The sequence below is a fragment of the Streptomyces sp. NPDC033221 genome (assembly GCF_055577005.1).
The window spans coordinates 53,881-75,620 of record NZ_JBVIQN010000035.1 but is presented as its reverse complement, the minus strand read 5'-3'; the positions used below and the strand labels follow the sequence as shown (position 1 = coordinate 75,620).

Genomic DNA, 21,740 nt, shown 5'->3' with positions numbered 1-21,740 from the left:
GCGGCGGTGCGGGCCGCGGGTACCTGCGGGCGGCTCAGGCCGGGCGAATGCGCAGGTAACTCACGCGAAGGTCGCGGCTGGCGGCGGTCGCGGCCGCGAGCGCCGCGGCGGCGGCCGCGGCGGGCGGAGACTGGTGAATGAGGATCAGGGGCAGAATCAGCAGTGCCAGGAACGCGGCGGCGGTGCCGGTGACCGCAAAAACACTCGCCGCCTTCGTTTCGAAGCCGCCTGGCTGCGGCATGCTAGCTTCGGCGTTGTGGAAGCGGCCCGCAGAAGGCGGCTTCGGATAACGGTCAGGACGCATGGCTGTAGCGCTCCTTGATCTGCACAGGATGATGGAGCCCCCGGGGCTGGTTGGCCGCCGCCCGGGGGTTTCGTTCTGCGGCGACGCTACGCCGACTCCAGGGCGGCACGCCACCGCTACCGTGCGTTATCTCCAGGGTGTGCCCGGCCACGGCGGAAAACACCGCACGCGACCCACCAGTACGATCAAATACCGCCAGAACCAGGTGCCGAACACGCCCAGGCAGTCGCCGACGAACCTTGGGTTTCGCGGCCGGCCCCGCCTGCGCACCTGGTCTTCACGGGCCCTGTCGTGCCAGCTTCAACGACATTCACAGGCGGTGGTCACGGCTTTACCCGAATACCCTGCGGCGTCGCGCTCGGCCGGTGAATCGCACTGTCGGCGAGGCGCGCCGCCTCGCCGTCCGCCCATCGGCGCCCGCGACCCGCCTCCGTGCCCGCCCCACCCGCTGGAAGGGCCGGCAGCGCTACTGGAGGTCCCGGGCAGCCTGTACGCGGGCATTCAAGCGCTGCACCCACGAGTTTCCCGTGTCCTGTTGGTAGGTCGCCGTTGAAGCCCCCGGGGCTGATTCGATCAGGTGGAGCAGGCTCCATGCCAGGCCGTAGCAACTGTCGGGCCCGAAGGCCGTGGCCAGTTGCTGCGCCTCCTCGTCGGAGACCGGAGCGGTGATGCTCTCGAGGAGACGCTCTGCTCCTTCGATGTCTTCCAGCGCGTGGTCCTCGGCCGGGAGTTTGGACTTGACCAGTTCCTGCACTGCCTGTCGGACCGACATGCGTCGCGTTGCTCCTACTTATTGGTGCGGCAGGCGAGTTCCTGCCGCAGGTCGTCCAGGGTGCGGCCGTCTTCCAGGTGCCAAAGGGTCCAGCCGTTGATGACGTTGCCAGTGACGGCTTCGGCGGCCTTCGAAGGCGAGGCGAAGGGGGTGGGCTTGCCGTCGACGATGAGTTCCCCGTCGGGAGTTACGACCGCGCGTCCGGTGCGGCCGGCACGGCGCTGGCGGAAGGTGAGGACCGCGCCAGCTGTAAGGAGCTGTGCCTTCATCAGCCCTGCCAGCGGGCCGTGCGGAACGGCGGGGGCAGCCGCGCCCGTGCCCTCGTTGGTGCCGAGGGTGAGGGTGACGTGCACGGTTTCGTCGCCGGTGGCCTTGGCCAGGTGGGCGAGCACAGACGAGTCGAAGTGGATGCTGAGGGTGGGCACAGGGCTTGTCCTCCCGGGGGGCGGAGCACGGTCAGGCGGGTCGGATCGGTGCTGCGGACCCCTGCAGAGCTTAGTACGACTCTCCTGAACAGTGATTCAGCAGAGGACCGGCCTGACCTCCTGCCGGTAAGGGCCCCAGCCGCGGATCCGAAGGCCGCCGGGGCGGAACGTGAGAGGCATGCGATAACTTCTCCTGAGCCACTGAGGTATGAAGGGAAAGTGAGTCACGGGAGAGGTCGTTGCGTGAACTGGGCCTGGTGGCAGCCGTGCTGACGGGTGAGGAGCACGAAACCATCCTGACGACCGTCATCCTGCCGGTGTGCACGAAGGGCGCCATCGTCCAGGAACGGACCGTGGTGGTCTTCGTCGCCGGTTTGCCAGGCGCGGGCAAGACAGCCGTCGCCGATCTGGCCCAGAAGGTGCTGGCCCAGCGCGGCGGCGCGGTGCGCATCGGCAAGTGACCTCTACAAGCCGCTGCACCCGGCCTGCGCGGCGCTGCTGGCCGCTGACGACCGGCGCGCCGGAGTCGCGGTGCGTACGGACACCCGCCGGTGGCAGGAGGGGTGGAGGCGTACGTACGGCGTCACCGGCTGGACGCCGTGGTGGAAACCGCCCTGGCTGATGCGGACGCCTTCCGTGCCGCGGCCGCGGCCGCGGCCTACCGGGCGGCCGGCCACCGTATCGAGGTCGCGGTGCTGGCCGTGCCGGAGGCGGTCAGCCAGCTCAGAGGGCGTTTTGGTCAAGCACTGCTTCAGGCGGCCGGGTTCCGGGCCGGGCACCCCCCGTAAATGTACGGGTCTATTTCGTTGCCCCTCCTGTCATAGAGGTGGAAGCAGTGGCCGTTGGCCCACACCGTGACCGAATCACGCCGGTGGTCAACCTGGAACGGCTCGTCCCCAAGCTGCGTCCCGAGCCAAGATCCATCTTCCGCAGAGGAATGAGTGACAACGACGCACATCTCCTTCGGCAAGATCCGATGAACGTCACCCCAGGGCTCCAACATCAGGTCCAGCGGCACCTCGTCGTCGTTGCTCACTACCAGTCGCGCCGTACTCCCCGCGAACATCCATCCCCCTCCGTCGCCGCTCGGGCGGCCAAGCGCGCAGCTGCTTCCTTGCTGCGCACGCGTCACGATCTTCACACGCAGGATCACCCGAACCAAACGTCTGCGCCCGAGTTACCAAACACCCCTGCTGGGACGAAACGCTCTTTAAGGTGAGCTGGAAGTGGCCCCAGCCGGCCGCGTTCGCACTGGTCTTCGAGGTGCTGAGCAGCGAGTGCCTGCGCATCGCCGTCCACTCCGTACTCAACGACGTGGGCAACTGTCCGCTGCGCACCGTCGACCCGGTCATGCGCGCACCTTTGACCTACATTCTCCCCTTGGCCTTCATCACGTACCTGCCCGCGACGGTTCTCCCGCAGCGAGCGGACGCTGAGCCAGGCGCCCGCGACCCGCCCCGTCGGCGAGTGTGCGGCAGGTGCTTGGGGCAGCGGGCAGCGCATGGATTGAGCCATGATCCCCGCCGACCCGTAGGCATGCCGTCTGCGTGTGAGTCTTCCGATGGAGCACCGCTCTGATCGTCTAGGCAGCCTCAGTAACGCTCAGCCGTGTCGGCGCCTGACGCACCGGTACGGGGTTGTGCGCCGGGGCACGTCCGAATACTCCCTTCCCGGGGCCTGCCGAGGGGACGACCGTAAGGCTGCTGGACTGCTTGTAAGGCGAAGCAGCAGGGAGATGACCATGAAGTACGACACCGCTCAGGAAACGCCTGCGAAACGCGTCTATGTCGAGCCTGAAGTCGAGGACCTCGGCAGCGTCGAGGAGTTGACCGCCCACGGCAGCATCCTCCTTCCCGACAACCCGACCCACCGCACTCTGCTCGTCTGAGAACCCGCCTGCTCTTTCCCCACGGCTGTCTTGGAAGGGCTGTGGGGGAGGGGGTTTCGGGACGGACAGCCGGTCCCGCTGACGGTATGGACGAAAGCCGACACCATGACCGGAAAGGAACCGCGGTGGAGGACACAGGACGCGTACCGGTGGGGGGCTGGACGGGCTGCTACGGGCACGTCCGCTTCGATACCGCCGATACGCGTCTTTTCCGCGCCGAGGTGCCCCTCGGGCACCGGCCAAGCCGTCCGGGGGCGAGCCGCCTCGCCGTGCAGTGGCGGGCTTCCGGCACACCCGGCGTTCCCGCCCCCGCGGACGACGAGCGCCTGCTCCTGACCGGAGTGATCACGGGCCCGGTGACGCGGGAATGGGTGCAGCGCACGGCGAGCGCCCTGAAAGCCGGCCGTTACGCGCACTTGGCGGCCGTCCCCGGCGAACTGGCGGGCTGCCTGGTGACGGAGCGCAAGGTGTACCTCTTCCGCAGCGCCACCAGCAACGAAGGACTGCTCTACCGCAGGGACGGCCCGCTCCTGCGGTGGTCGACCGACCCGTCCGACCTGCTCGACGGGCCGCGGGAGTTCGACCAGGAGACCATCTGGCGCTGCTGCCGCGGCGACATGGTGTTCGTCTATCGCGACATGCAGCCGGTCCTGCCCGGCCAGGTCGTCATCATGGACAGCGACACGACGACCACGGTGGAGTACGACCCCATCGTCCCCCTGGACCTGCCCCGGCGCACCCCGCTGGCGCAATACGCCAGGACGGCCTACGAGCTGATCCTGGAGGCGGTGCGCCCGTACGCCGGCTGCGGCCGCATCGGCATCCTGCTCAGCGGCGGACTGGACTCCAGCGCCGTCCTCACCGCCCTGGTCGAGTGCGGCGCCGACGTGACCGCCTACCACCAGGCCACCGACGATCCCCTCGCCGACGAGTCCGGCTACGCCCGCGAGGTCTGCGAGCACCTGGGCGTGCCGTTCGTGCCCGTCATGATGGACCACGGCGACGGCTACCTGTCCGAGCGCTGGGAGTTCCCGCACCCGTACAACAACATGGCCTTCCGGTGGCTGGAACAGATCGCCGACCGCATACAGCACGACGGCATCACCTTGCTGACGTGGGGCCGCGACGGAGACATGGTCTTCGGCCCCACGCGCTACGGACTCCACGACGTCCTGTACGGAGACCTGCGCCTGCGGGAGAAGGCCGCGCTGAGCCGCGGACTGCTGTGCTCGCGCTGGGAGCTCAGCCGCATCCTGCGCAGCATCGCCTCGTCCTCCTCGCTGCTCGACGACTACCTGCCGACCGGCGACAACGCGCGCGCCACCGACTTCCTCACCCCGCGCGCCGGGGTTCCGGACGACCGGTTCGACGACGCCTACTCGGCTCGGGAACACTGCGTGGACCTCACCGTCTGGCGGCCCCGGGGGCTGCAACTGTGCAACCCGCTCGGGACCAAGGATCTGCGCCGTCTGACCGCGCGGATGCCCAACGCCTACCGGCTCCTCCCGTACCAGGGCCGGATGATCACCAAGCCGGTGCTGCGGCTGATCCTCTCCACCCGCCTGCCCGAACGGATCTGGCGCCGCTACGGACGGCTCTGGCTGGATTCGCCGCACAAGAACTACGTCCTGGCCCACCGCGAGGTGTTCGCCGACCTCATCGGGCGGCCGGACTCCCACCTCGTACGGATGGGCGTCGTCGATCCGCGGCGGCTCACCGAGGTGCTCAGCGAGCCGATGCTCCTGCGCCGCAACGCCGAACCGCTGCTCAACGCCGCCATGACCGAACTGTTCCTGCGCAGCGACGCCCGGCGCGCGCCCGCCACGGTGAAGGGGAGCACCGATGCCACTCGTGCGACTGGCTGAGCACGCAGTGTTCGACGACACCGACGACGCCGGCGTCATTCTCGACACCCGCGAAGGCGTCTACCTGACCCTGAACTCGACCGCGACCCTGATGCTCCGCGAGGCGCTGCGCCGGGACACCCTGGACGAGGTCGTCCGCCACCTGGGGGAACAGATCGACGCCACCGCCGAAACCCTGGAGTCCGGGTTCGCCCGTCTCACCAGGCAGCTCCGCGAGCGCACGCTGCTGGTCGGCGAGGAGGGAAACCGCACATGAGCCGGGCCACCACCGCACCCGACTGGGAATTCTTCCTCACCGACATCGAAGGAACGGCCCCCCTGCCGCGGTTGAGCGTCCGCCTGCGGACGTATGCGATGGCGCGTACCGCCCGTGCCCTGCTGCTCTATCGCTGGCACGGCTGGAAGACGGCACACCCCTACCTCCAGCGCCTACGGCCCGGCCCCGGAGCGGCAGCACTGACCGCCCTCCCGGCCGGCACCGCGATACGCCTGGCCCGACGCGAAATCCTCACCTCCCAGCTGCTCCTTCGCGCGACGATTCCCAACGGCCTCTGCCTGCCCCGCTCCTTCGCACTGGCCACATATCTCTCGGCCCTCGGGCTCCCCGCCCAGGTGACCATCGCCCGGGGACGCACGGTGGCCGTCCCGAGGAACAGCTTCCACTCGTGGACCGAGCTGTACGGGGCCGTCCTCAACGACAATCCGGACGTCCAGCTCGGCTACACCGTCCTGCAACGCGTCCCATGAGCGCCGAGAGCCCTACGTCCCCGGAGCACTCCGGGCGCGGAACTGGGCCCGGGTCCGGGGTCTGGGAACGTTCCTGGCAGTGGTTCGAAGACCATGCGGACCAGTACGAGGAGGCAGTCGTCCAGGCAGCCGATCTCGGCCGCCTGCTCGTGGACCTCGCGGACCCGGCACCGGCGTCCCGTGTGCTGGACGTGGGAGCCGGCAGCGGCGCAGTCACTCGTGCCGCCCTGGCCCGCGGCTGCGTCGTCACCGCTGTCGACGTGGCCCCCGCCATGGTGCGGCGGCTGGCCCGGGACGTCCCGGGCGCCACCGTGTGCCGTATGGACGCGCGCCAACTCGGCTTCGTAGACGGCGCCTTCGACACGGCCACCGCCGGCTACCTGCTCGACATCGTCGACGACCCGGGCCGGGTGCTGGGCGAGATCCACCGGGTGCTGGCACCGGGCGGACGCGTCGCCCTGTCGCAGCAGGGCCCGATCCGCGCCTGCTGGCACTGGCTCCGCGAACTGGCCGAGGAGTTCTGGCCCGCGCCGCCCAAGGCCAACAAGGCCGCGACGCCTCGCGACACCACCACCTTGCTGACCGAGGCCGGCTTCGCCGGGATCACCCAGCGGTTGGCCGAGAACCCCCAACCGGTGCCCGGCCCATCCGCCTTGTGGGAGCGGCTGTACGCCCAGGTGGCGGCGGTCGGCATCGAATGGCTGCCACCCGAGCGAGCCGCCGCCTTCCACCGCCGCTTCATGGCCGGCGCCGAACACATGCAAGCCCACGGCGGCATCGTCCTCCACCGCGATGCGGTCCTCCACCTGTGCAGCGTCCCTTAACTGAGCGTTTGGTCCTGTAGCGGGTGTCTGGTTCCGCGGGGTCAGGTTCCGCGCCAGGTGGGGGTGGTTTCGCCGGTGAGGCGGCGGGTCATGAGGTCGATCATCGTGAGCTGGATCAGGGCTTCGCTGCGGTGGGGGTGGGTTTCGTAGTCGCGGGCGAGCCTGCGGTGGTGCATGAGCCAGCCGATGCTGCGCTCGATGGTCCAGCGCCGCGGAATGATCACGAAGCCGCGGCGGCCCGGCGGGCGGGCGACGGGCTCGACGTCGATGCCCAGCGCCGCGCCGTGGTCGATGGCGGTGGTGCGGTAGCCGGCGTCCACCCACGCCTTGCGGATGCGGGGGTGGGCGGCGGCGATGCGGGAGAGCAGCTGCACGCCGGCCGCGGTGTCGGAGACGCTGGCGGCGGTGACCAGGACGGTCAGCAGCAGGCCGAGGGTGTCGCAGCCGAGGTGGCGCTTGCGGCCGGTGATCCGTTTCCCGGCGTCGGTGCCCTGGCCGGCCAGCGGCACATTGGCGGAGGTCTTGATGGTCTGGGAGTCCAGCACGCACGCGGACGGCTCGCCGTCGCGGCCCTCGGCCTCGCGGACCCGGCGCCGCAGCAGGCCGGTCAGCTGGGCGAAGACGCCGTCCCGCTGCCACTTGGCGAAGCAGCCGTAGACGGTCTGGTGGGGCGGGAAGTCGTGGGGCAGGTAGCGCCAGGGGATGCCGGTGCGGTCCGCGTACAGGATCGCGTCCATGATGCGCCGCAGGTCGTGCTCGGGCGGGCGGCCGATGTCCAGGGCGTCGCGGCGGCGCCGGGCCCGCCAGGCGGTGAGCACGGGGGCGATCAGTGCCCAGCGGTCGTCGGACAGGTCGCTGGGGTACCCGTCGCGCGGGGTCATGTCTTGGATGTACCGCGCGGCGGTCGGCTTGGCGAGGGGGCGAAGGGCTGCGGACTGCCCCGTCGCAGAAGGAGACGGGAGGTTCCGGGACGAGACGGTCCTCAGCCGCTGGATCCCACACCGATCGACTCACCGGACTCTTCCGTCCCGAGCCAGCACATCCGCCAATCCCCCGCAGACTGCAATGAGACAGGACCAAACGCTCAGTCAGCGTGCCGGAGCGCTACCTGGGCCAGGTCGAAGCCGCCGGCGCGGGGCGCTATGTCTCCTTCAGCAACCACGACCTGTGCAGCCGCGCCCTGGTGAGCACTCTGGAGGTCGTCGAGGCCGAGCGGCTGGCGGACCGTATCACCGTCTTCCGCCGGGACCATGAAGTACTGGCCAGCACAGAGCTCGACGGCGCAGCACGCGACGAAGAGGCCGCGGCGGCGGTGGCCGCGGAACGGTTACAACCCTGGACCGCACGCGAGACCCAGATGTTCCGTCAGGCGATGGCCGGGGTCCAGCAGCGGATGCACCCCGAGCATATCTCCCGGGCGCGGCACCTGGCGGTGGCGCAGGGCATCGAGCGGGCCTTCGCCCCGTCCGAACCGGTGCGCCGGATCGCCCAGGTCAGCGAAGAACCACCGGGCGTCGACTACCACCGCCTGTCCCCCGACGAACATCACTGGGTCTTCAACGAGCTGGTCGTCCCAAGCTACTCGCCCCACCGTCGCTGAACCCACCGCGGCAGCGCCCCGAAGACATCGGCAACGTAACCCGCCAACTCACCCTGGAGCCGTTCAACCTTCCCAGCTTCACCCTGGAAGCTACCCACAACCAAGTGTGAATTCGTATGCCTGGTACGCCCTTCGCAGCCGCAGCATGACGTCGGAGGCTGCTTTCCGTGGAGCTTCATGCGTCCCCCGGCCGAGCAGAAACGTTGATCTGGCCGGTGGGGCGCCGCGCGGCCCCTGCCATTCGGAATGCGTTCACTTCCTGGCGTGAGGTACAGGTCGATTCCCATCGGAACCTACGAACTTGCTTGCGCCACCGGCTTATTGAGGTGCCTCCGCTCCTCATTCCGCAACGATTGCTTTAGTGATGTACCTCACATTACTGTTTACCAGCTTGGCCAAACGGTGGTAAATCTATAGTGCCCCGTTCGGCTCGCAATCGCAGAGGAGGGTCATGCCCTTCGGTATCACTTCTGTGGGCGGATATGTGCCGCCTCAAGTCGTCGATAATGCTCAGATCGGCCGTTGGGCGGAGGTGAGTGAGGAGTGGATTCAATCGCGCACCGGCATCTCACAACGACGCTATGGCGATGCCGAGTTGACCACTTCTGAAATGGCCGTTCGCGCTGCGCTCCCCTTGCTGGCGGATGCTGGTTTGCGGGAACGTGTGGGCGTCGTGATTCTGGCGACGGCCACGCCGGACCAACCCCAGCCGGCCACCGCAACGTTCGTTCAGGATCAGCTCGGACTGCATACAGTGCCAGCCTTCGATGTGAACGCCGTGTGCTCAGGGTTCCTGTATGGCATGGCAGTTGCCGAGGCACTACTGGCCACCAGAGGCGAATCTGATCATGCGCTGGTCGTCGGGGCTGACAAGTTCTCGACGATTATCGATCGCAGCGACCGGCGTACGGTCAGTCTGTTCGGCGACGGTGCGGGGGCCGTCCTGCTGGGACCTGTCCCTGACGGGTACGGGATCCAAGGCGTCTCGCTGCTCGCTGATGGCCGGGCTACGTCATTCGTTCGCGTTGAGGCAGGCGGCACGCGTCGGCCGCTGACAGCCGAGCGAAGGAAGGGCGGCGAGCACCTCTTCCGGATGGAGGGGCGCTCTGTGCGGGATTGGGGCTTGCAGTTCGTGCCGAAAGCCGTGCATGCAGCTCTGCAGCAGGCGTGCTTAACGATTGACGAGATTGATCGAGTCGTGTTTCATCAAGGCAACACTCGATTGGTATACAGCCTAGCCGACGAACTCGGCATCGAACATTCCAAGCTGGCCTTGACTGCTCCGTACTACGGCAATACAGCTGCTGCCTCCATTCCGCTGACGCTGAAAGAAGAGCACGCGCAGCGGCCGCTACAGCGAGGCGACCGTATCCTCCTCGCCGCTGTGGGCGGCGGCATGACCGCAGCGGCGATGGTCCTCACCTGGTATTGAGATCTCGCTTACGCCCACCTCCAACCTGAGGGCGACACATCCCAACCTCCACCAGCCTGCATTGAGATCTTACCTTTGCTCGCTGGTGACGATACCTCACCGGAAAAGGACCATCCTCATGCTGCCCATCGTCAGCCACGCTGCGGGCGTTTTCGTTTATGATCAGGAGGGGCACGCATACCTGGACGGCTGTTCAGGGGCCATTAATGTGAATCTGGGCCATTCGGTTCCGGAGATCACGTCGCGCATGCGCGAGCAGATCGGCCAAGTCTGCTTTGCATACCGCACTCAGTTTCGCTCAAAGCCACAGATGGAATTGACGGACCGTCTGACTCGACTTGCTCCCGGGGACCTGAATCAGGTCGAGTACTGCAACTCGGGTTCTGAAGCTATCGAGATGGCACTGCGGCTAGCCACAGTGTTCCACGCCCGGGCGTACCGTCCCTTCAAATGCACCATTCTCACAGAGGAACCCAGCTACCACGGCATGACTGCCGGTGCGCTGGGCGCCTCAGGACATCCGCTGCGGCGCCGCGATCTGAATGCTCTACTGGCGAACCAGGCCACTGTGGCCCGCGTGCGCCCGGGGAACGGTGCCCTGCGTGCTGACGTCGATGACTGGGAGGAGGCCATCACTCGGATTGGCCCGTCCCAGTTGGGTGCGGTAGTGATCGAACCGGTTGGAGGGGCATCTTCCGGCGCGGTGCCGGCCGCCCCTGAGACGCTCAGGCGGCTGCGGGAGCTGGCGGACCGCCACCAGTTCCTGCTCGTGGTGGACGAGGTCATGACCGGCTTGGGTCGTACTGGTCGCTGGTTCGGGTGCGACCATGCAGGCATCGTGCCGGACCTAATGGTGCTAGGCAAGGGAATGTCCGCCGGTTTCGCGCCTGTCGCTGCGCTGTTGGTGTCGGACAAGGTGGCCCAGGCGCTCGACCATCCGTTGGACAGCTTGCTGTTCGGACATACGATGTCCGGTTCTCCTTTGGCGGCAGCCACCGCGTTGGCGGTGGTCGATTATCTGCAGGACAATGACATTCCTGCTCGAGCGGAACGGGCAGGTGAGCGTTTGCGCCTGCTGCTGGACGGTCTGCGCTGTCGGCACCCACTGGTCAGGGACGCACGCGGAGTGGGCTTGCAGCGCGCGCTGGGCCTGCATTCCGATCCGCACCGCTTCCCCGGGATAAGCCTAGACCTGACGGAAATCGCCCGGCAGGAAGGCCTGTTGATCTATCCCGCCGGGGTCACCCCAGTACTAGAGTCCGTCATGATCGCGCCGCCACTGACGGCTACAGACGAAGAACTGGACGAACTCGCGCTCAGGCTGGACCGCGCTCTAACTCGTCTCACTCCCAGAGCTCCCGCCACCGACGCACGTGAGATTTTGGCCGCCGAAGGCTAAAGGACCTCATCGTCCGTATTTCTCTCCTGGCGCTACGCGCCCGTCCCGTCTCAGACACAAGCGAGGATTAGCGTTGATTAATCACTTTGCCGACCCCGAGCTCCGCGGCCGCTACAAGAAGCTCGCCGCAGAGTCGGTGGCACCCCGGGCTGCTCAGTGCGCGAAGGGAGGAGTCCTGGACAGGGATTCCTGGCGGGGGCTCAGCGACGCCGGAATCTGGCGCTTGGCGGTACCTTCCGAATGGGGCGGTCAGGGCGGTACGTGGTGGGATTTCACCGCCGCTTTCGAGGGCGTGGCTGCTGGCGGCCGCGATCTTGGGTTCTGTCTCTCCATGCTGGCCCAGGCCGGCCTGATCCGCTCCTTGCTGATCTACGGCACCGATGAGCAGAAGGCCTACTGGCTGCCGCGTCTGCTCAGTGGTGAGGTCGGTGCCACCGCACTTACCGAGACCACCGGTGGGTCGGATGTCACGCGAATCAAGACATCCGCAATTCAGGCCGGTGACCACTACATACTCAGCGGGCACAAGGACCACATCACTAACGGGCCGGTCGCAGATGTTGCTTTGGTCCTGGGCCGTGTGCCTGCCATGGGAGCACAAGACATCACCTTGTTCATGGTGGACCTGCATGCCGAGGGGGTCCGTCAAGGTCCGACCGAGGACATGATGGGCAACCGCACCAGCCCCACCGGGCCGATCGCCTTGGACGGTGTCCGTGTGGACGCAAAGAATATCGTCGGGGGCGTCGGGGGCGGCATCGACGCCATTTACAACACGATCTCCCTCGACCGTCTGCTGTACGGGGTATTGGCCGCGGCGTATCTCGACCCGCTGCTCGACGAAGTTTTGGAGTATGCCAAGCAGCGGCACGCGTTCAAGGTCCCGATTGCCGACCACCAGTATGTGCAAGGCCGTATCACTGATACGAAGTTCGCCATCGAAGCTACGCGCTGGGTCTCCTACGGTGCCTTGGACGCACTCATGCAGGATTTGCCCCAGGCTTCGCTTATGTGCTCGGTGGCCAAGTACCACGCCGGCGAGACACTCAAGCTCGGCGCCGAGACCGGGCTGCGCATCTACGGGCACCTTGGCTACATGGAAGGGCCCTGCGCCCAGGCGCTCCGCGATGCCCTGGGCACCGTAATCGCCGGCGGTACCGCCGAGATGCAGCGCAAGAACGTATTCAACCAAATGCGCCGCATGTCCGACGCGGCCGCCGTCTAGGCGCCGGCTAACTACACCTCTCGTGCCGAGGAGCAGCTTGTCCACCACCTCCCCTGACCTCACCCCGCTGATCGGGGCTTCCGCCACCCTGGAGCACAGGGTTGCCCCTGAAGACTCCGCCAAGAACTGGGGCAACGAGCTGGATGTCCTGTCTACGCCAGTCTTGCTGTGGCTGAGTGAGATCACCGCCATGAAGGTGATCGAGGCCGCTGTCACCGCCCCCGCCTTGACCGTGGGTTTGGCTCACGATTCCGCCCACCTGGCTCCCACCCCCACCGGTGAGATCGTCAAGCTGACCGCGACCCTGAGACAGGTCGACGGCAAGAGGCTGACCTTCGCGGTAGAAGCAACCGACCGACACGCCACCGTGTTGCGCGGCGTGCATACCCGGGCCGTCGTCGACCGTGACCGGTTCGCCGCCAAGCTCACTGCCCGTAAGGCCTGACGCAGCCAAAGAAAACCGGATTGCCCACCGCGCCGGGACTGGCGCCCATGCGTCGGTCCTTCGAATCTAAGGACCCCTGATGCCGCAACTGGTCGTCGGCAACGTCACATCGGAATATATGTTCGGCTGCTCACTGGCGAGCTTCGGCACGGAGGGGGCCTACAAGCAGCACGCGATCTCCACCCGCACCGCATGGCTGCTCCACAACGGCGATGCCATGCTCACCCATCGCCCCCTTACGCCCGAGTTCCGCACCTACCTGGCCTCAATCCTGGGCTTGGACCTCGAGTCTGTGATGTTTCTCAGCATGGAGTCTGACCAGAAGAACTCGGGGTTCGCAGACCAGGAGAGCTTGCTGTCAGCAGAGACCATTGACCGACTGCGTCAGGTAACCGACAGGAGCTGGACCCTTACCCCCTACATCTACGATCGCTCCATCGCCGCACTCGCCCGAGAGCTGGGCCTCCCAGAGGCGAGCCTGCCATTTTTTGCTCAGGGCGGCAGCGACGTGTTCAACAGCAAATCGTTCTTCCGCATCTGGGCTACTGGTCTTGGCGTCCCTGTTGCGCCGGGACAGGTGTGTCGCAACCGCGGGGCCATCGCTCGCGCTGTGGTGAACCTCCTGCCACACACCGGATCGGTGATAGTCAAGGAGGACTTCAGCGCCAGCGGTTACGGTAACGTGCTGTTCACCCAGGATTCCTCCGTTCCTGCTCTCGGTGCCTCCACTACCCACGTTGTCGACGGTGACATCTCGGCGAAGGGCATAGAGGCACTCCTGGCATCGTCCTTCCCCGCTGTCAGCGGCATCCGCGACTTCCCCGTCGGCCTGCGCCCCAGCGAGACCATCGTCGAGGTCTACTACCCCAACAGCCGCACGCTGTACAGCGAGGTCCAGATAGCCGATGCGCCGTGTCGGCCGGCTGTGCTGAACTACGGCGATATGCGCATGGAACCAACCTGGAACGGTTTTGCGGTCCCACCGATTGCTCTTCCCGCCGCGGCACAGGACACCATGCTGAAGTGGTCAGTGTTGATGGCGGAGTATCTGCAGCAGACTGGCTACCGCGGCTATCTCAACTGCGACTCCATCCTCACACAGGACGGCAGGCTGATGTTCAATGAGGTCAATGCCCGAATCGGCGGGTGCACCCATATGCATTTCGCCGCACAACGGGTGCTCGGCTCCGACTATCTGCAGCGGTACACCTTGCTGACCCGCAATGATCTGCAGGTGACTTCATTCGAGAAGCTCGCGTGGGGCGTCGGACGGAACGAGTACCTTAACGGGCGCGATGGCACAAGCGGTGCCCTGCTCCTGGTCGACGACGTTCCCTATACAGAAACCGTCCAGTACCTGACGTACGGCACAAGCGTCAGTGCAGCGCGGGAGGCTGAGCAGCGGCTGCAGGCTCTTGCCGCCACCTGCTGATCCGCCCCGCCGCCATGCCGGTGTCCCACGCACCGGCATGGCGGCGGGGGCGGCACGACCGAGTTCACGGTGTCAACCGGTTTGCTCCGCGGTGGTCTTGCGTGCCCGCATGCGCTTGACCTTGGCGATGCTGCCGCAGGCCCGGCCAGTTTCTCCAGCGTACATGCTGCACCATGCGCGGGAGTTGTTGCGGGACTGGTCGTAGAAGACCCAGCGGCAGTCCGGACACGTGCGAAGCCTGCGCCAGCGCCCTTCGGCCACCAACTGAGCCGACAAGCGGAGCAGTTCAGGGATGGTGCCCGGAGCCCCTCGGTAGACGAGCCTTTCGTTCTCGATGCGCACCGTCTGCGGGTGGCGCTGCAGCCACGAGTCGAGCCGCTCGCTGCCGCGTTCTTCGACGTCCGCGCGCAGATCATCGCGCAGCCGCATCAGCTCACCGACCTCATTTCCGCTTTCCGGGGCGGGCAGCCGTGCGAAGGAGCGTTGCCAGAGAGACGGCTTTGCAGCCAGTTCCGGGAGCGTCTCGGTGGGGATGCGGGTGTCATTCGGGATCAGCCAGCTGTTGAGGAAGCTGCGCAACTCCTCCACGTCAGGCCCCGCCGTCGTTGTCGCCATGTCATCACCATAGGCGGTAAACAAAACCAGCGACCGCTGTTACCGTCTATTTTCATGACTGGTAAGCAGCTGGCCGGGGGCCCTCCGAAGCCGTCCATCCGCGACATCCTGTCCCTTCCGGGCCACACGACCTGGTACCTGGCAGCCATGCTGATACGTGCTCCCGTAGTGATGGCTCCCCTGGCCCTCGTTTTCGTCGGCTACACCACCGGATCCTTCGCCCTGGGAGGTATGCTCGCCGCCGCCCACGCACTGGGCGAAGCCGCAGGCGCCCCCGTCATAGGGCGCAGCTTCGACACCAAACCCTTCGTCCGCCAGCTACGCCTGTCCCTCGGAGTCGAGGCCGCCGCCTTCGCGACACTCGCCCTGACCGCCTCCCACGCTCCGGCGGCCGTCCTCCTCGCCCTCACCTTCACCGCCGGCGCCGCCGCCTCCGGCGCGCCCGGCGGAATGCGCGCCCAACTTTCCTCCACCACTCCCGAGCACCTGCGCCCAGCCGCACTGGGCTTGGAAAGCTCCCTCAGCCAAAGCGTCTGGGCCATCGCACCGCCCCTGGCCGCACTGCTGTACGCACAGTTGTCCGCCGCCAGCGCGCTCCTCGTCATGGCCGTCTTCTCCGCAGCCCCCGCATTTTTTGCCCACCGCATCCCCCACACCGGCCAGCTCCGGCAAGCCAGCGTCCCGCAGGAAGCATCGGTGGGCACCGGCGCAGTGCTCAAGCTGGCCTGGCCCACCGCCCTGCTCTCCGCATCGATCATGTTCCTCATCGGCACCGCGGACGTCCTCCTGCCCGCCCGCCTCAGGGACGTCGGAGCCTCTCCCGCCCTGGCCGGACCCGTCATGACCGCGTTCGCCGTCGCCAGCGTGGCCGCCGGCCTCCTGTACGGAAGCCGCCGCTGGCCCGGCACCCCCCGCATCCAAACTCTCGTCCTGCTCCTGGGCACCGCCGCCGCCTTCGCGCTCCCCGGCTTCACCTCCCACCCCTGGAGTTTCACCGCCGCCTTCACTGTCGGCGGACTCCTCTACAGCCCCCTGATGATCATCCGGAACCTGGCCCTGCAAGAACGCCTGCCGCAAAGCACCTGGGCCACCGGCTTCTCCGTCCTCTACGCTGCCGCAGGCCTCGGCTACGGCGCGGCCGGCCTGCTGTCCGCAGCCATCCTCCGCACCGCCACCGCCGGCACCGCGTTCCTCATATGCACACTGACCACCGCCGTGATCGGCGTCATCTCCCTGGTCGGGGAACGCCTGCACCGCCCCGCCCCCCGAAGCGCCGACGCCCCCGCCGACACCACCCCACTGCCAACAGCACCCGAGCACTGATGCAGGCGCGCCTTCCGGCGCGGGCTGCTCGTAGCCGCACGGCTGAAACCAGCGGGCCCGCGGCGCACACAGGTCAGCGAGCGATCGCGGGGGCGATCAGCATGCTCAGCGCCGGGGCGATGACCAGGTCAGCTTCTCGTCCGTCAGGCCGTGGCCGTGGGGTCCGCCGCGGATGATGATGCGGCAGGCGGCGTCGATGGGGGTGCCCTGGTCGACGAGTTCGCGGGCGCGGGCGGCGATGCGCAGTTGGTAGCGGGAGTAGCGGCGGTGGCCGCCGGCGGAACGCAGCGGGGTGATCAGGCGGGCGTCTCCGATGGCGCGCAGGAAGCCCTGGGTGGTGCCGAGTATCTCGGCGGCCCGGCCCATGGTGTAGGCGGGGTAGTCATCGTCGTCGAGACGGTCGTAGGAGTCGTCTGCTGCCATGTGTACCTCCCTGTCTGCCAAACGCATCGAGGGGCCCTGGTGCCGTACGGCACCAGGGCCCCGAAGGAACTGTTCACCATCTGCCGACCCTAGTTCTGCGCCGGCCTTCTGTTTCCGCAGACCCGGCCTGAGCGCTGCCTGGGGTGCGGGGATCGCGGTTGCTTGACCTCAGACCACCTCACTATCGATGTCCTGCGGTACCCGGGTTCGAGATGTCCGCCCGGGCGATCCTGATGGCGTCTGGCTCCTCCGTTCTTCCCTCTGAACCACTTACTTGCGAAACGGGAACTGCACTGCTGGTCCCGTGTACTGCTTACGGCGGCCCCTGATCACTGCGGGCCACCCGGTCCGGTCGTCAGTCCCGTCGCCATCCTGCAAACGCTTCGGCTTCGGAACTCCACCACCGCACCGTCCTGCCAACTGCAACTGCGTGTACTGCTGCCCGGCAGTTCGTCTCTGCCAGGCCCTGCCGTCTCTCTGAGCTACGAGAGAAACTCTAACCACATCACTGTTCGATGTCTACCTCGGCCGACACAGATTTCCGCCCGCTCTGCAATGAGGTTTCCGACCTCGAACAGTGCCGGCAGGGAGGGCCAGGCACTTGCTGCGCGACGGGCCGCAGGCGGACATGAGCACCGGACAGACAAGACCGCGCTCCTGCCGGGCACCCTGTTCGCCTGCCGGCAGGAGCGCCAGCCGGACATAGCGGTGCGCCGCAACCCTCCCCTCGGGCTGCGGCGCATCTGGGTGTCCGGGCCGCCCGGAGGCGGTCCGGAGCCGGGGTCAGCGGCGGCCCCAGTGCTTGGTGTCGACCACGCGGCGGTGGTCGTTGCGCAGGGTGGCGGTGTCGCGCTGGTTGCCCCATACGTAGGTGTGGCGGTCCTGGTAGACGTCGCGCCAGGTGTCGCGGCCGTGGCCGGTGTGCACGCGGACGCTCTGCTTGCCGGCCAGGCGCAGGTTGCTGAAGCGGTACGTCTGGTGGGACCGCTCGCTGGTCAGCGTCCAGCCCTTGAGGCTGACCGCGTGGCGGCTGGTGTTCTTCACCGTGACCCACTCGGCGTTCAGGGAGCGGTTGGAGCCGTCGTCGCGGCCTGGGCTGTCGGCCTGCACCGCGCCGATCACGACCGGGGAGCGGTGCGGGGCGGGCAGGGTGTGCGCGCCGGTGGCGGCGGCGGGCAGGGCCGCGGTAGCGGCCAGGGCGGCCGAGCCGAGTACGACAGCGGCCAGACGGGCGGAACGGATCATGAACAACCTCCTGCTCACAGCCCCGCACGCGGCGGGACCTGATGCCCGGACCGTCGCCGGGCAGGACCACTGTGGAGGTACGCCGCAGATGCTGGTTGAAGATGTGACTTGTCATTACAGAACACGGACAAACGCACACCCACACCCTGCCCGGGGCACACACCCCCGCGCAGGGCCAGCGCCGAGCGCCGTCGGATCACGCCGCACGCCACCCGCTGTGACCAGCGCAATCGTGCGGAGAGCCGGGCATCGTCCCCGGCGGGGTGAGGTGGCATACGCCCGTGCGGGTCCCGTGGCGGACCGTGCGAACGGGCGTGCCCAAGCTCTGTGAGGCCGCCCGGGGCAGTACCGCCTCGGCGAACGCGCTCCCGGGCCTGCGACCGTACGTCCGCATCGGCCGCGCCGCGGCAGGGCTCATCGGGCTGCCGCCGCCTGCGCGTGCGGCAGCCGGCGGGACCGAAGACAGCGGCTGGTCACGGGGCCGGGGTGAAGGCCACCTTCGTCTTGGGGCAGCCGGCGGCGAGTTTGCGCAGGGCGGCGCGCTCGGCGGTGTCGGTGGTGAGGTTCCAGCGGAGTTTGGTGGAGGTCCAGTCGGCGGCGTAGGTGCAGTAGGCGTCCTTGGCGGGCGGCAGCCACTGGGCGGGGTCCTTGTCGCCCTTGGCCCGGTTCGGCCCGGAGCTGACCGCCACCAGGCCGCGCGGTGCGTCGAGGTCGTTGGCGTACGCCTCGCGGCGCTTGGCCGTCCACTTCGAGGCCCCCGAATCCCAGGCCTCGGCGAGCGGGACGAGGTGGTCGATGTCCAGCTTCGCCGCGTCGTTGACGGTCTTGCCGTCGTAGTACGACTTCCACTGGCCACCGGTCAGCTTGCAGCCGCTGCCCTTGCGGGGCTTCTTCACCGCCTCCGCCAACAGCACCTCCTCACGGGCATCACAGCCGTTGCGGTCGGCGTCGACCCACAGCTTGAACTTGTCCCGGTCGTAGCCGCTGCGGGACTCACGGGCGACCTTCAGCTGGTCCACGGCCTTGGCCAGCGCCAGCCCGCCCGGCGCCGGCGGCGCGGCAGCCCGCGGCGGCTTCGGGTCTTCACGGGAGGCGTCGTTGGAGCAGGCTGCCACGGACAGCAGCAGGAGCGGGCAGGCGAAGGCCGCGGCGCGGCGGAGGGGATGCAAGTGCGGGGCTCCCAGGCCAGGTGAAACATCGTCAGGTTCCCTGAATCTACCCACCGGTGCTACCGCGCCGAACACCGCGCACACCACCTTCCGCGAGAGCACTGTGTCGCTCGGCCGGTCTTCGAGACGTTGCCCGCGCCTGCACCACATCGCGCTGGAAGGGGACGTGTGGCCGGGGCGTCACCCGCGCGGGTTGCCGCGGGCCGACCCCGCCGTGCGCCGGCGGGCGAGCCGGTATCCAGGTGCCGTGATCAAGATGACTGCGCGTGCCCTCGCCGGCGCCGCCCTCGCCCTGCTGCCCCTGACCGCGGCCTCCCCGGCCCAGGCCGACGAGCCCGTTGTGCCCGCCCGGTACGCGAGCCTGCACGACGGGATCGAAGCCCTCCCCCTCGCCGCCGAGTCCCGCACCGGCTACCAGCGCACCAGCTTCAAGCACTGGACCGACGCCGACCACGACAGCTGCAACACCCGCGCCGAAGTCCTGATCGCCGAGTCCCGCGAGCGCCCCGAGATCGGGCCGAAGTGCAAGGTCGTCTCCGGTCGCTGGTTCTCGTACTACGACGCGGTGACCGTGACGGACCCCAAGGGCCTGGACATCGACCACATGGTGCCGCTCGCCGAGGCGTGGGACTCCGGTGCCTCGCAGTGGAGCGCCACGCGCCGCGAGGCATACGCCAACGACCTCGGCGCCGAACGCTCCCTCGTCGCGGTCACCGCCAAGACCAACCGGTCCAAGGCCGACCAGGACCCGTCGACCTGGCTGCCGCCGCTGGCCGACGCCCGCTGCACCTACGCCGCCGACTGGGTCAGCACCAAACTCCGCTGGGCGCTGACCCTCGACCGCACCGAGCGGGACGCACTGCGCCGCCTGGCCGCAGGCTGCGGCCACACCCACGTCGAATACCGGCCCGTGTAAAGACAGTCGCCGGCCTGTGACTGCCGACTGGGCCTGTGGTCCTTCGAGACACGAAGGACCACAGCCTGCACCGGGTCAGCTGACAAGGTCGGTCAGATACTTCTCCTGGATCAAACAGTTCCTGCCTACAAGTGCCGACCTCGGTGACGCAGTCGCCGGGTCGTGTCTCAAGTTCCTCGGCGTGGATCTCGGCCCTCAGGCTTCTCTCGTCCTCCTGTTCACGCTGTAAGGCTCCCGCTTCGTAGTGGCGGAAGCAGTGCACGGCCTCTTCCAGGTCCCGCGGACGATCCCCTTCAGGAAGAGGTAGTAAGCGGCCTGGCTGTTTTCGGCGCCGACGGCGTATCGCCACCAGAACCGCGCGGTGTCGTCGCGCCCGCTCAGGTAGGGCAGGCAGCCGAAGACGAGCTCCCTTTGATAGTCGGTACTGCGTACATCGCGCGAAGTTCGTCAGGCGGTCGGTGGCGCCGAATGCTCTGAGTGCGAGGTGCACAGGGCGGTCAGGTCGTTGTCAGCCCGGCCCCGGACTGCCTCGCCGACCAGGGGGCTGCCCTGCAGGAGCAGTCCGGCCAGTTCCGGTACGAGTCGACTGTTTGCGCCCATCAGGGCGGCGAGCTCTTGCCGGCGGGCGAGGGCGTTGCTGCGCTCTCGTAGGTGCCGGTGGTCTTCAGCCTGCTGGGCCGGGGTGCAGGCGGGTGTACGGATGGTGCACCGTGCAGGGCGTCCTCAATCGTCAGTGATCACCCTTCTCGTGGTCGGGCACAGCAGCCTCTTTCCCCGTCGCCTTGGCCAGTGCAGTGCGGGCCGAGAACAGGTGGGGGTGGGCGGACGACGCCGCCAGGCCGGTGACGTGCGGGACCTCGGTCACCCGTCAGCTGAGCAGGTAGTGCAGTGTGACGCACTTCCGCTGCTGGGGCAGCCCGCCGTGTGCCTCCGCCTCGCAGAGGCACACGGCAGTTCTCGGGCCTCACGGGCGAGTGCCCGGGCCTTGTCTCACGGATCGGGATTCATCTGCCCTGTGGCTGGCGGACGATCGTGCTGGTGGGCACTACACGGCGCTCCGTGTAGCGGGGCCTTCGTGAATTCACATGCCTCGGTCTGGGCCGTGCCATTCGGAGGTGCGCTCGTGGGCGTCCATGGGAAGACTTTCGAATCTGACGGGTCCCGGATAGAAAGCGGAGCTGTTCGGCCCGGCCATGTCCTCACCGACCAGGTATCGGTACAGCCACTCGGCGAAGTCCATGGGGTATTCGAAGAACTCGTCGTCGCGCGAGACGAAGACCCGCCAGCGTTGTTGTTCGGCGCCTTGCGCCAGGAACACGGCTTCGTCCCGGTCACTCGACACTGCGGGAATGAGTCCGTCCGCAGTGCCGAAGCGCATGTCGGGGATACCGAGGGACGGCCTGGGGTCCGCTTCCAGGTCGACCTCGTCCCAGGGCACTTCCGACCATGCTTCCGCGGTCTCGCGAATCCACTGCCCCAGGTTCCATCGCTGCGTCGCGGGGTGATGCAGCGCCAGGTGCCCGTTGATTCTCACCGGCCCGTAGGTGTCGATGATGGTTTTGTAGTCCTCAGGCAGCCGGAATCCCAGTTGGTCTTCAAGGGCTTCCCATGCAGCGGGGTCTTCGTGGCTGGCAGTCGGCTCGCCGAGCATGGAGAGGACGGATTCCAGGTAGGCGGAATGTGTCATTTTT

General features: G+C 67.6%; 23 protein-coding genes and 1 pseudogene. 14 read left to right on the top strand and 10 right to left on the bottom strand.

Annotation, left to right across the window (positions count from 1 at the left end):
* Positions 1–34 precede the first annotated feature (34 nt).
* From ACZ53K_RS34010 to ACZ53K_RS34000, 3 genes are all read right to left on the bottom strand, one after another.
* The gene (locus ACZ53K_RS34010) at positions 35–304 is read right to left on the bottom strand and encodes a hypothetical protein (RefSeq protein ID WP_468844407.1); all 270 of its coding nucleotides are present in this window, start codon (positions 302–304) and stop codon (positions 35–37) included.
* 466 nt (positions 305–770) lie between these two features.
* Positions 771–1,076: a hypothetical protein gene (locus ACZ53K_RS34005; RefSeq protein ID WP_468844404.1), complete on the bottom strand. Its 306-nt coding sequence runs from the start codon at positions 1,074–1,076 to the stop codon at positions 771–773.
* A 14-nt stretch (positions 1,077–1,090) separates the two neighbouring features.
* The gene (locus ACZ53K_RS34000) at positions 1,091–1,501 is read right to left on the bottom strand and encodes a DUF4357 domain-containing protein (protein ID WP_468844401.1); all 411 of its coding nucleotides are present in this window, start codon (positions 1,499–1,501) and stop codon (positions 1,091–1,093) included.
* Between the two features lie 257 nt (positions 1,502–1,758).
* On the opposite strand from ACZ53K_RS34000, the pseudogene ACZ53K_RS33995 reads away from it, so the two are divergent.
* The 6 genes and pseudogenes from ACZ53K_RS33995 (at position 1,759) to ACZ53K_RS33970 (ending at position 6,825) form a co-directional block, all read left to right on the top strand.
* Positions 1,759–2,289: pseudogene (locus tag ACZ53K_RS33995) on the top strand (zeta toxin family protein).
* Positions 2,290–3,242: 953 nt separating this feature from the next.
* Positions 3,243–3,389 carry a hypothetical protein gene (locus ACZ53K_RS33990; protein ID WP_398172141.1) on the top strand — a complete coding sequence of 49 codons (147 nt, stop codon included), beginning with the start codon at positions 3,243–3,245 and terminating at the stop codon, positions 3,387–3,389.
* 125 nt (positions 3,390–3,514) lie between these two features.
* Complete coding sequence (locus tag ACZ53K_RS33985) at positions 3,515–5,254, top strand: asparagine synthase-related protein (protein WP_468844398.1); 1,740 nt, start codon at positions 3,515–3,517, stop codon at positions 5,252–5,254.
* Positions 5,232–5,510, top strand: coding sequence for a PqqD family protein (locus ACZ53K_RS33980; RefSeq protein WP_468844395.1), 279 nt, complete (start codon positions 5,232–5,234; stop codon positions 5,508–5,510). Before ACZ53K_RS33985 ends, ACZ53K_RS33980 begins: the two co-directional genes overlap by 23 nt.
* Positions 5,507–6,001, top strand: a complete 495-nt coding sequence (locus ACZ53K_RS33975) for a lasso peptide biosynthesis protein (RefSeq protein ID WP_468844394.1) — start codon at positions 5,507–5,509, stop codon at positions 5,999–6,001. Before ACZ53K_RS33980 ends, ACZ53K_RS33975 begins: the two co-directional genes overlap by 4 nt.
* The gene (locus tag ACZ53K_RS33970) at positions 5,998–6,825 is read left to right on the top strand and encodes a class I SAM-dependent methyltransferase (RefSeq protein WP_468844391.1); all 828 of its coding nucleotides are present in this window, start codon (positions 5,998–6,000) and stop codon (positions 6,823–6,825) included. The genes ACZ53K_RS33975 and ACZ53K_RS33970 overlap by 4 nt, the downstream gene beginning before the upstream one ends.
* Positions 6,826–6,866: 41 nt before the next feature.
* Here the strand turns inward: ACZ53K_RS33970 and ACZ53K_RS33965 are convergent, their stop codons facing one another.
* A complete protein-coding gene (locus ACZ53K_RS33965) occupies positions 6,867–7,706 on the bottom strand; it encodes an IS5 family transposase (RefSeq protein WP_468844388.1) in 840 nt (279 codons plus the stop codon).
* A gap of 212 nt (positions 7,707–7,918) precedes the next feature.
* Here ACZ53K_RS33965 and ACZ53K_RS33960 point away from each other — a divergent pair, with 212 nt between their 5' ends.
* From ACZ53K_RS33960 to ACZ53K_RS33935, 6 genes are all read left to right on the top strand, one after another.
* Complete coding sequence (locus ACZ53K_RS33960) at positions 7,919–8,425, top strand: zeta toxin family protein (protein ID WP_468844386.1); 507 nt, start codon at positions 7,919–7,921, stop codon at positions 8,423–8,425.
* A 451-nt stretch (positions 8,426–8,876) separates the two neighbouring features.
* Positions 8,877–9,857, top strand: coding sequence for a 3-oxoacyl-ACP synthase III family protein (locus tag ACZ53K_RS33955; RefSeq protein ID WP_468844383.1), 981 nt, complete (start codon positions 8,877–8,879; stop codon positions 9,855–9,857).
* A gap of 118 nt (positions 9,858–9,975) precedes the next feature.
* The gene (locus ACZ53K_RS33950; RefSeq protein WP_468844381.1) at positions 9,976–11,256 is read left to right on the top strand and encodes an aminotransferase class III-fold pyridoxal phosphate-dependent enzyme; all 1,281 of its coding nucleotides are present in this window, start codon (positions 9,976–9,978) and stop codon (positions 11,254–11,256) included.
* Between the two features lie 73 nt (positions 11,257–11,329).
* On the top strand, positions 11,330–12,481 hold the full coding sequence (locus ACZ53K_RS33945; RefSeq protein ID WP_468844379.1) for an acyl-CoA dehydrogenase family protein: 1,152 nt from the start codon (positions 11,330–11,332) through the stop codon (positions 12,479–12,481).
* Positions 12,482–12,518: 37 nt separating this feature from the next.
* Positions 12,519–12,926: a thioesterase family protein gene (locus tag ACZ53K_RS33940; protein ID WP_468844376.1), complete on the top strand. Its 408-nt coding sequence runs from the start codon at positions 12,519–12,521 to the stop codon at positions 12,924–12,926.
* Positions 12,927–13,005: 79 nt separating this feature from the next.
* Entirely contained in the window at positions 13,006–14,358 is a 1,353-nt protein-coding gene (locus tag ACZ53K_RS33935; protein ID WP_468844374.1) for a preATP grasp domain-containing protein, read from the top strand.
* A gap of 72 nt (positions 14,359–14,430) precedes the next feature.
* Here ACZ53K_RS33935 and ACZ53K_RS33930 read toward each other — a convergent pair whose 3' ends face one another.
* Positions 14,431–14,973: a CGNR zinc finger domain-containing protein gene (locus ACZ53K_RS33930; RefSeq protein ID WP_468844371.1), complete on the bottom strand. Its 543-nt coding sequence runs from the start codon at positions 14,971–14,973 to the stop codon at positions 14,431–14,433.
* Positions 14,974–15,027: 54 nt separating this feature from the next.
* On the opposite strand from ACZ53K_RS33930, the gene ACZ53K_RS33925 reads away from it, so the two are divergent.
* Complete coding sequence (locus tag ACZ53K_RS33925; protein WP_468844368.1) at positions 15,028–16,296, top strand: MFS transporter; 1,269 nt, start codon at positions 15,028–15,030, stop codon at positions 16,294–16,296.
* A gap of 105 nt (positions 16,297–16,401) precedes the next feature.
* Here ACZ53K_RS33925 and ACZ53K_RS33920 read toward each other — a convergent pair whose 3' ends face one another.
* From ACZ53K_RS33920 to ACZ53K_RS33910, 3 genes are all read right to left on the bottom strand, one after another.
* The gene (locus ACZ53K_RS33920; protein WP_468844365.1) at positions 16,402–16,719 is read right to left on the bottom strand and encodes a MerR family transcriptional regulator; all 318 of its coding nucleotides are present in this window, start codon (positions 16,717–16,719) and stop codon (positions 16,402–16,404) included.
* 783 nt (positions 16,720–17,502) lie between these two features.
* Positions 17,503–17,964, bottom strand: coding sequence for a lamin tail domain-containing protein (locus tag ACZ53K_RS33915; protein WP_468844362.1), 462 nt, complete (start codon positions 17,962–17,964; stop codon positions 17,503–17,505).
* A gap of 473 nt (positions 17,965–18,437) precedes the next feature.
* Positions 18,438–19,133 carry an HNH endonuclease family protein gene (locus tag ACZ53K_RS33910; protein ID WP_468844359.1) on the bottom strand — a complete coding sequence of 232 codons (696 nt, stop codon included), beginning with the start codon at positions 19,131–19,133 and terminating at the stop codon, positions 18,438–18,440.
* A gap of 247 nt (positions 19,134–19,380) precedes the next feature.
* On the opposite strand from ACZ53K_RS33910, the gene ACZ53K_RS33905 reads away from it, so the two are divergent.
* Positions 19,381–20,049: an HNH endonuclease family protein gene (locus ACZ53K_RS33905; protein WP_468844356.1), complete on the top strand. Its 669-nt coding sequence runs from the start codon at positions 19,381–19,383 to the stop codon at positions 20,047–20,049.
* A 730-nt stretch (positions 20,050–20,779) separates the two neighbouring features.
* Here the strand turns inward: ACZ53K_RS33905 and ACZ53K_RS33900 are convergent.
* Together ACZ53K_RS33900 and ACZ53K_RS33895 are read right to left on the bottom strand one after the other, a co-directional pair.
* Positions 20,780–20,914 (bottom strand): hypothetical protein, encoded by a 135-nt coding sequence (locus ACZ53K_RS33900; RefSeq protein WP_468844353.1) that lies wholly within the window; start codon positions 20,912–20,914, stop codon positions 20,780–20,782.
* Positions 20,915–21,130: 216 nt separating this feature from the next.
* Positions 21,131–21,736 (bottom strand): SMI1/KNR4 family protein, encoded by a 606-nt coding sequence (locus ACZ53K_RS33895; protein ID WP_468844351.1) that lies wholly within the window; start codon positions 21,734–21,736, stop codon positions 21,131–21,133.
* Between the last annotated feature and the right edge of the window lie 4 nt (positions 21,737–21,740).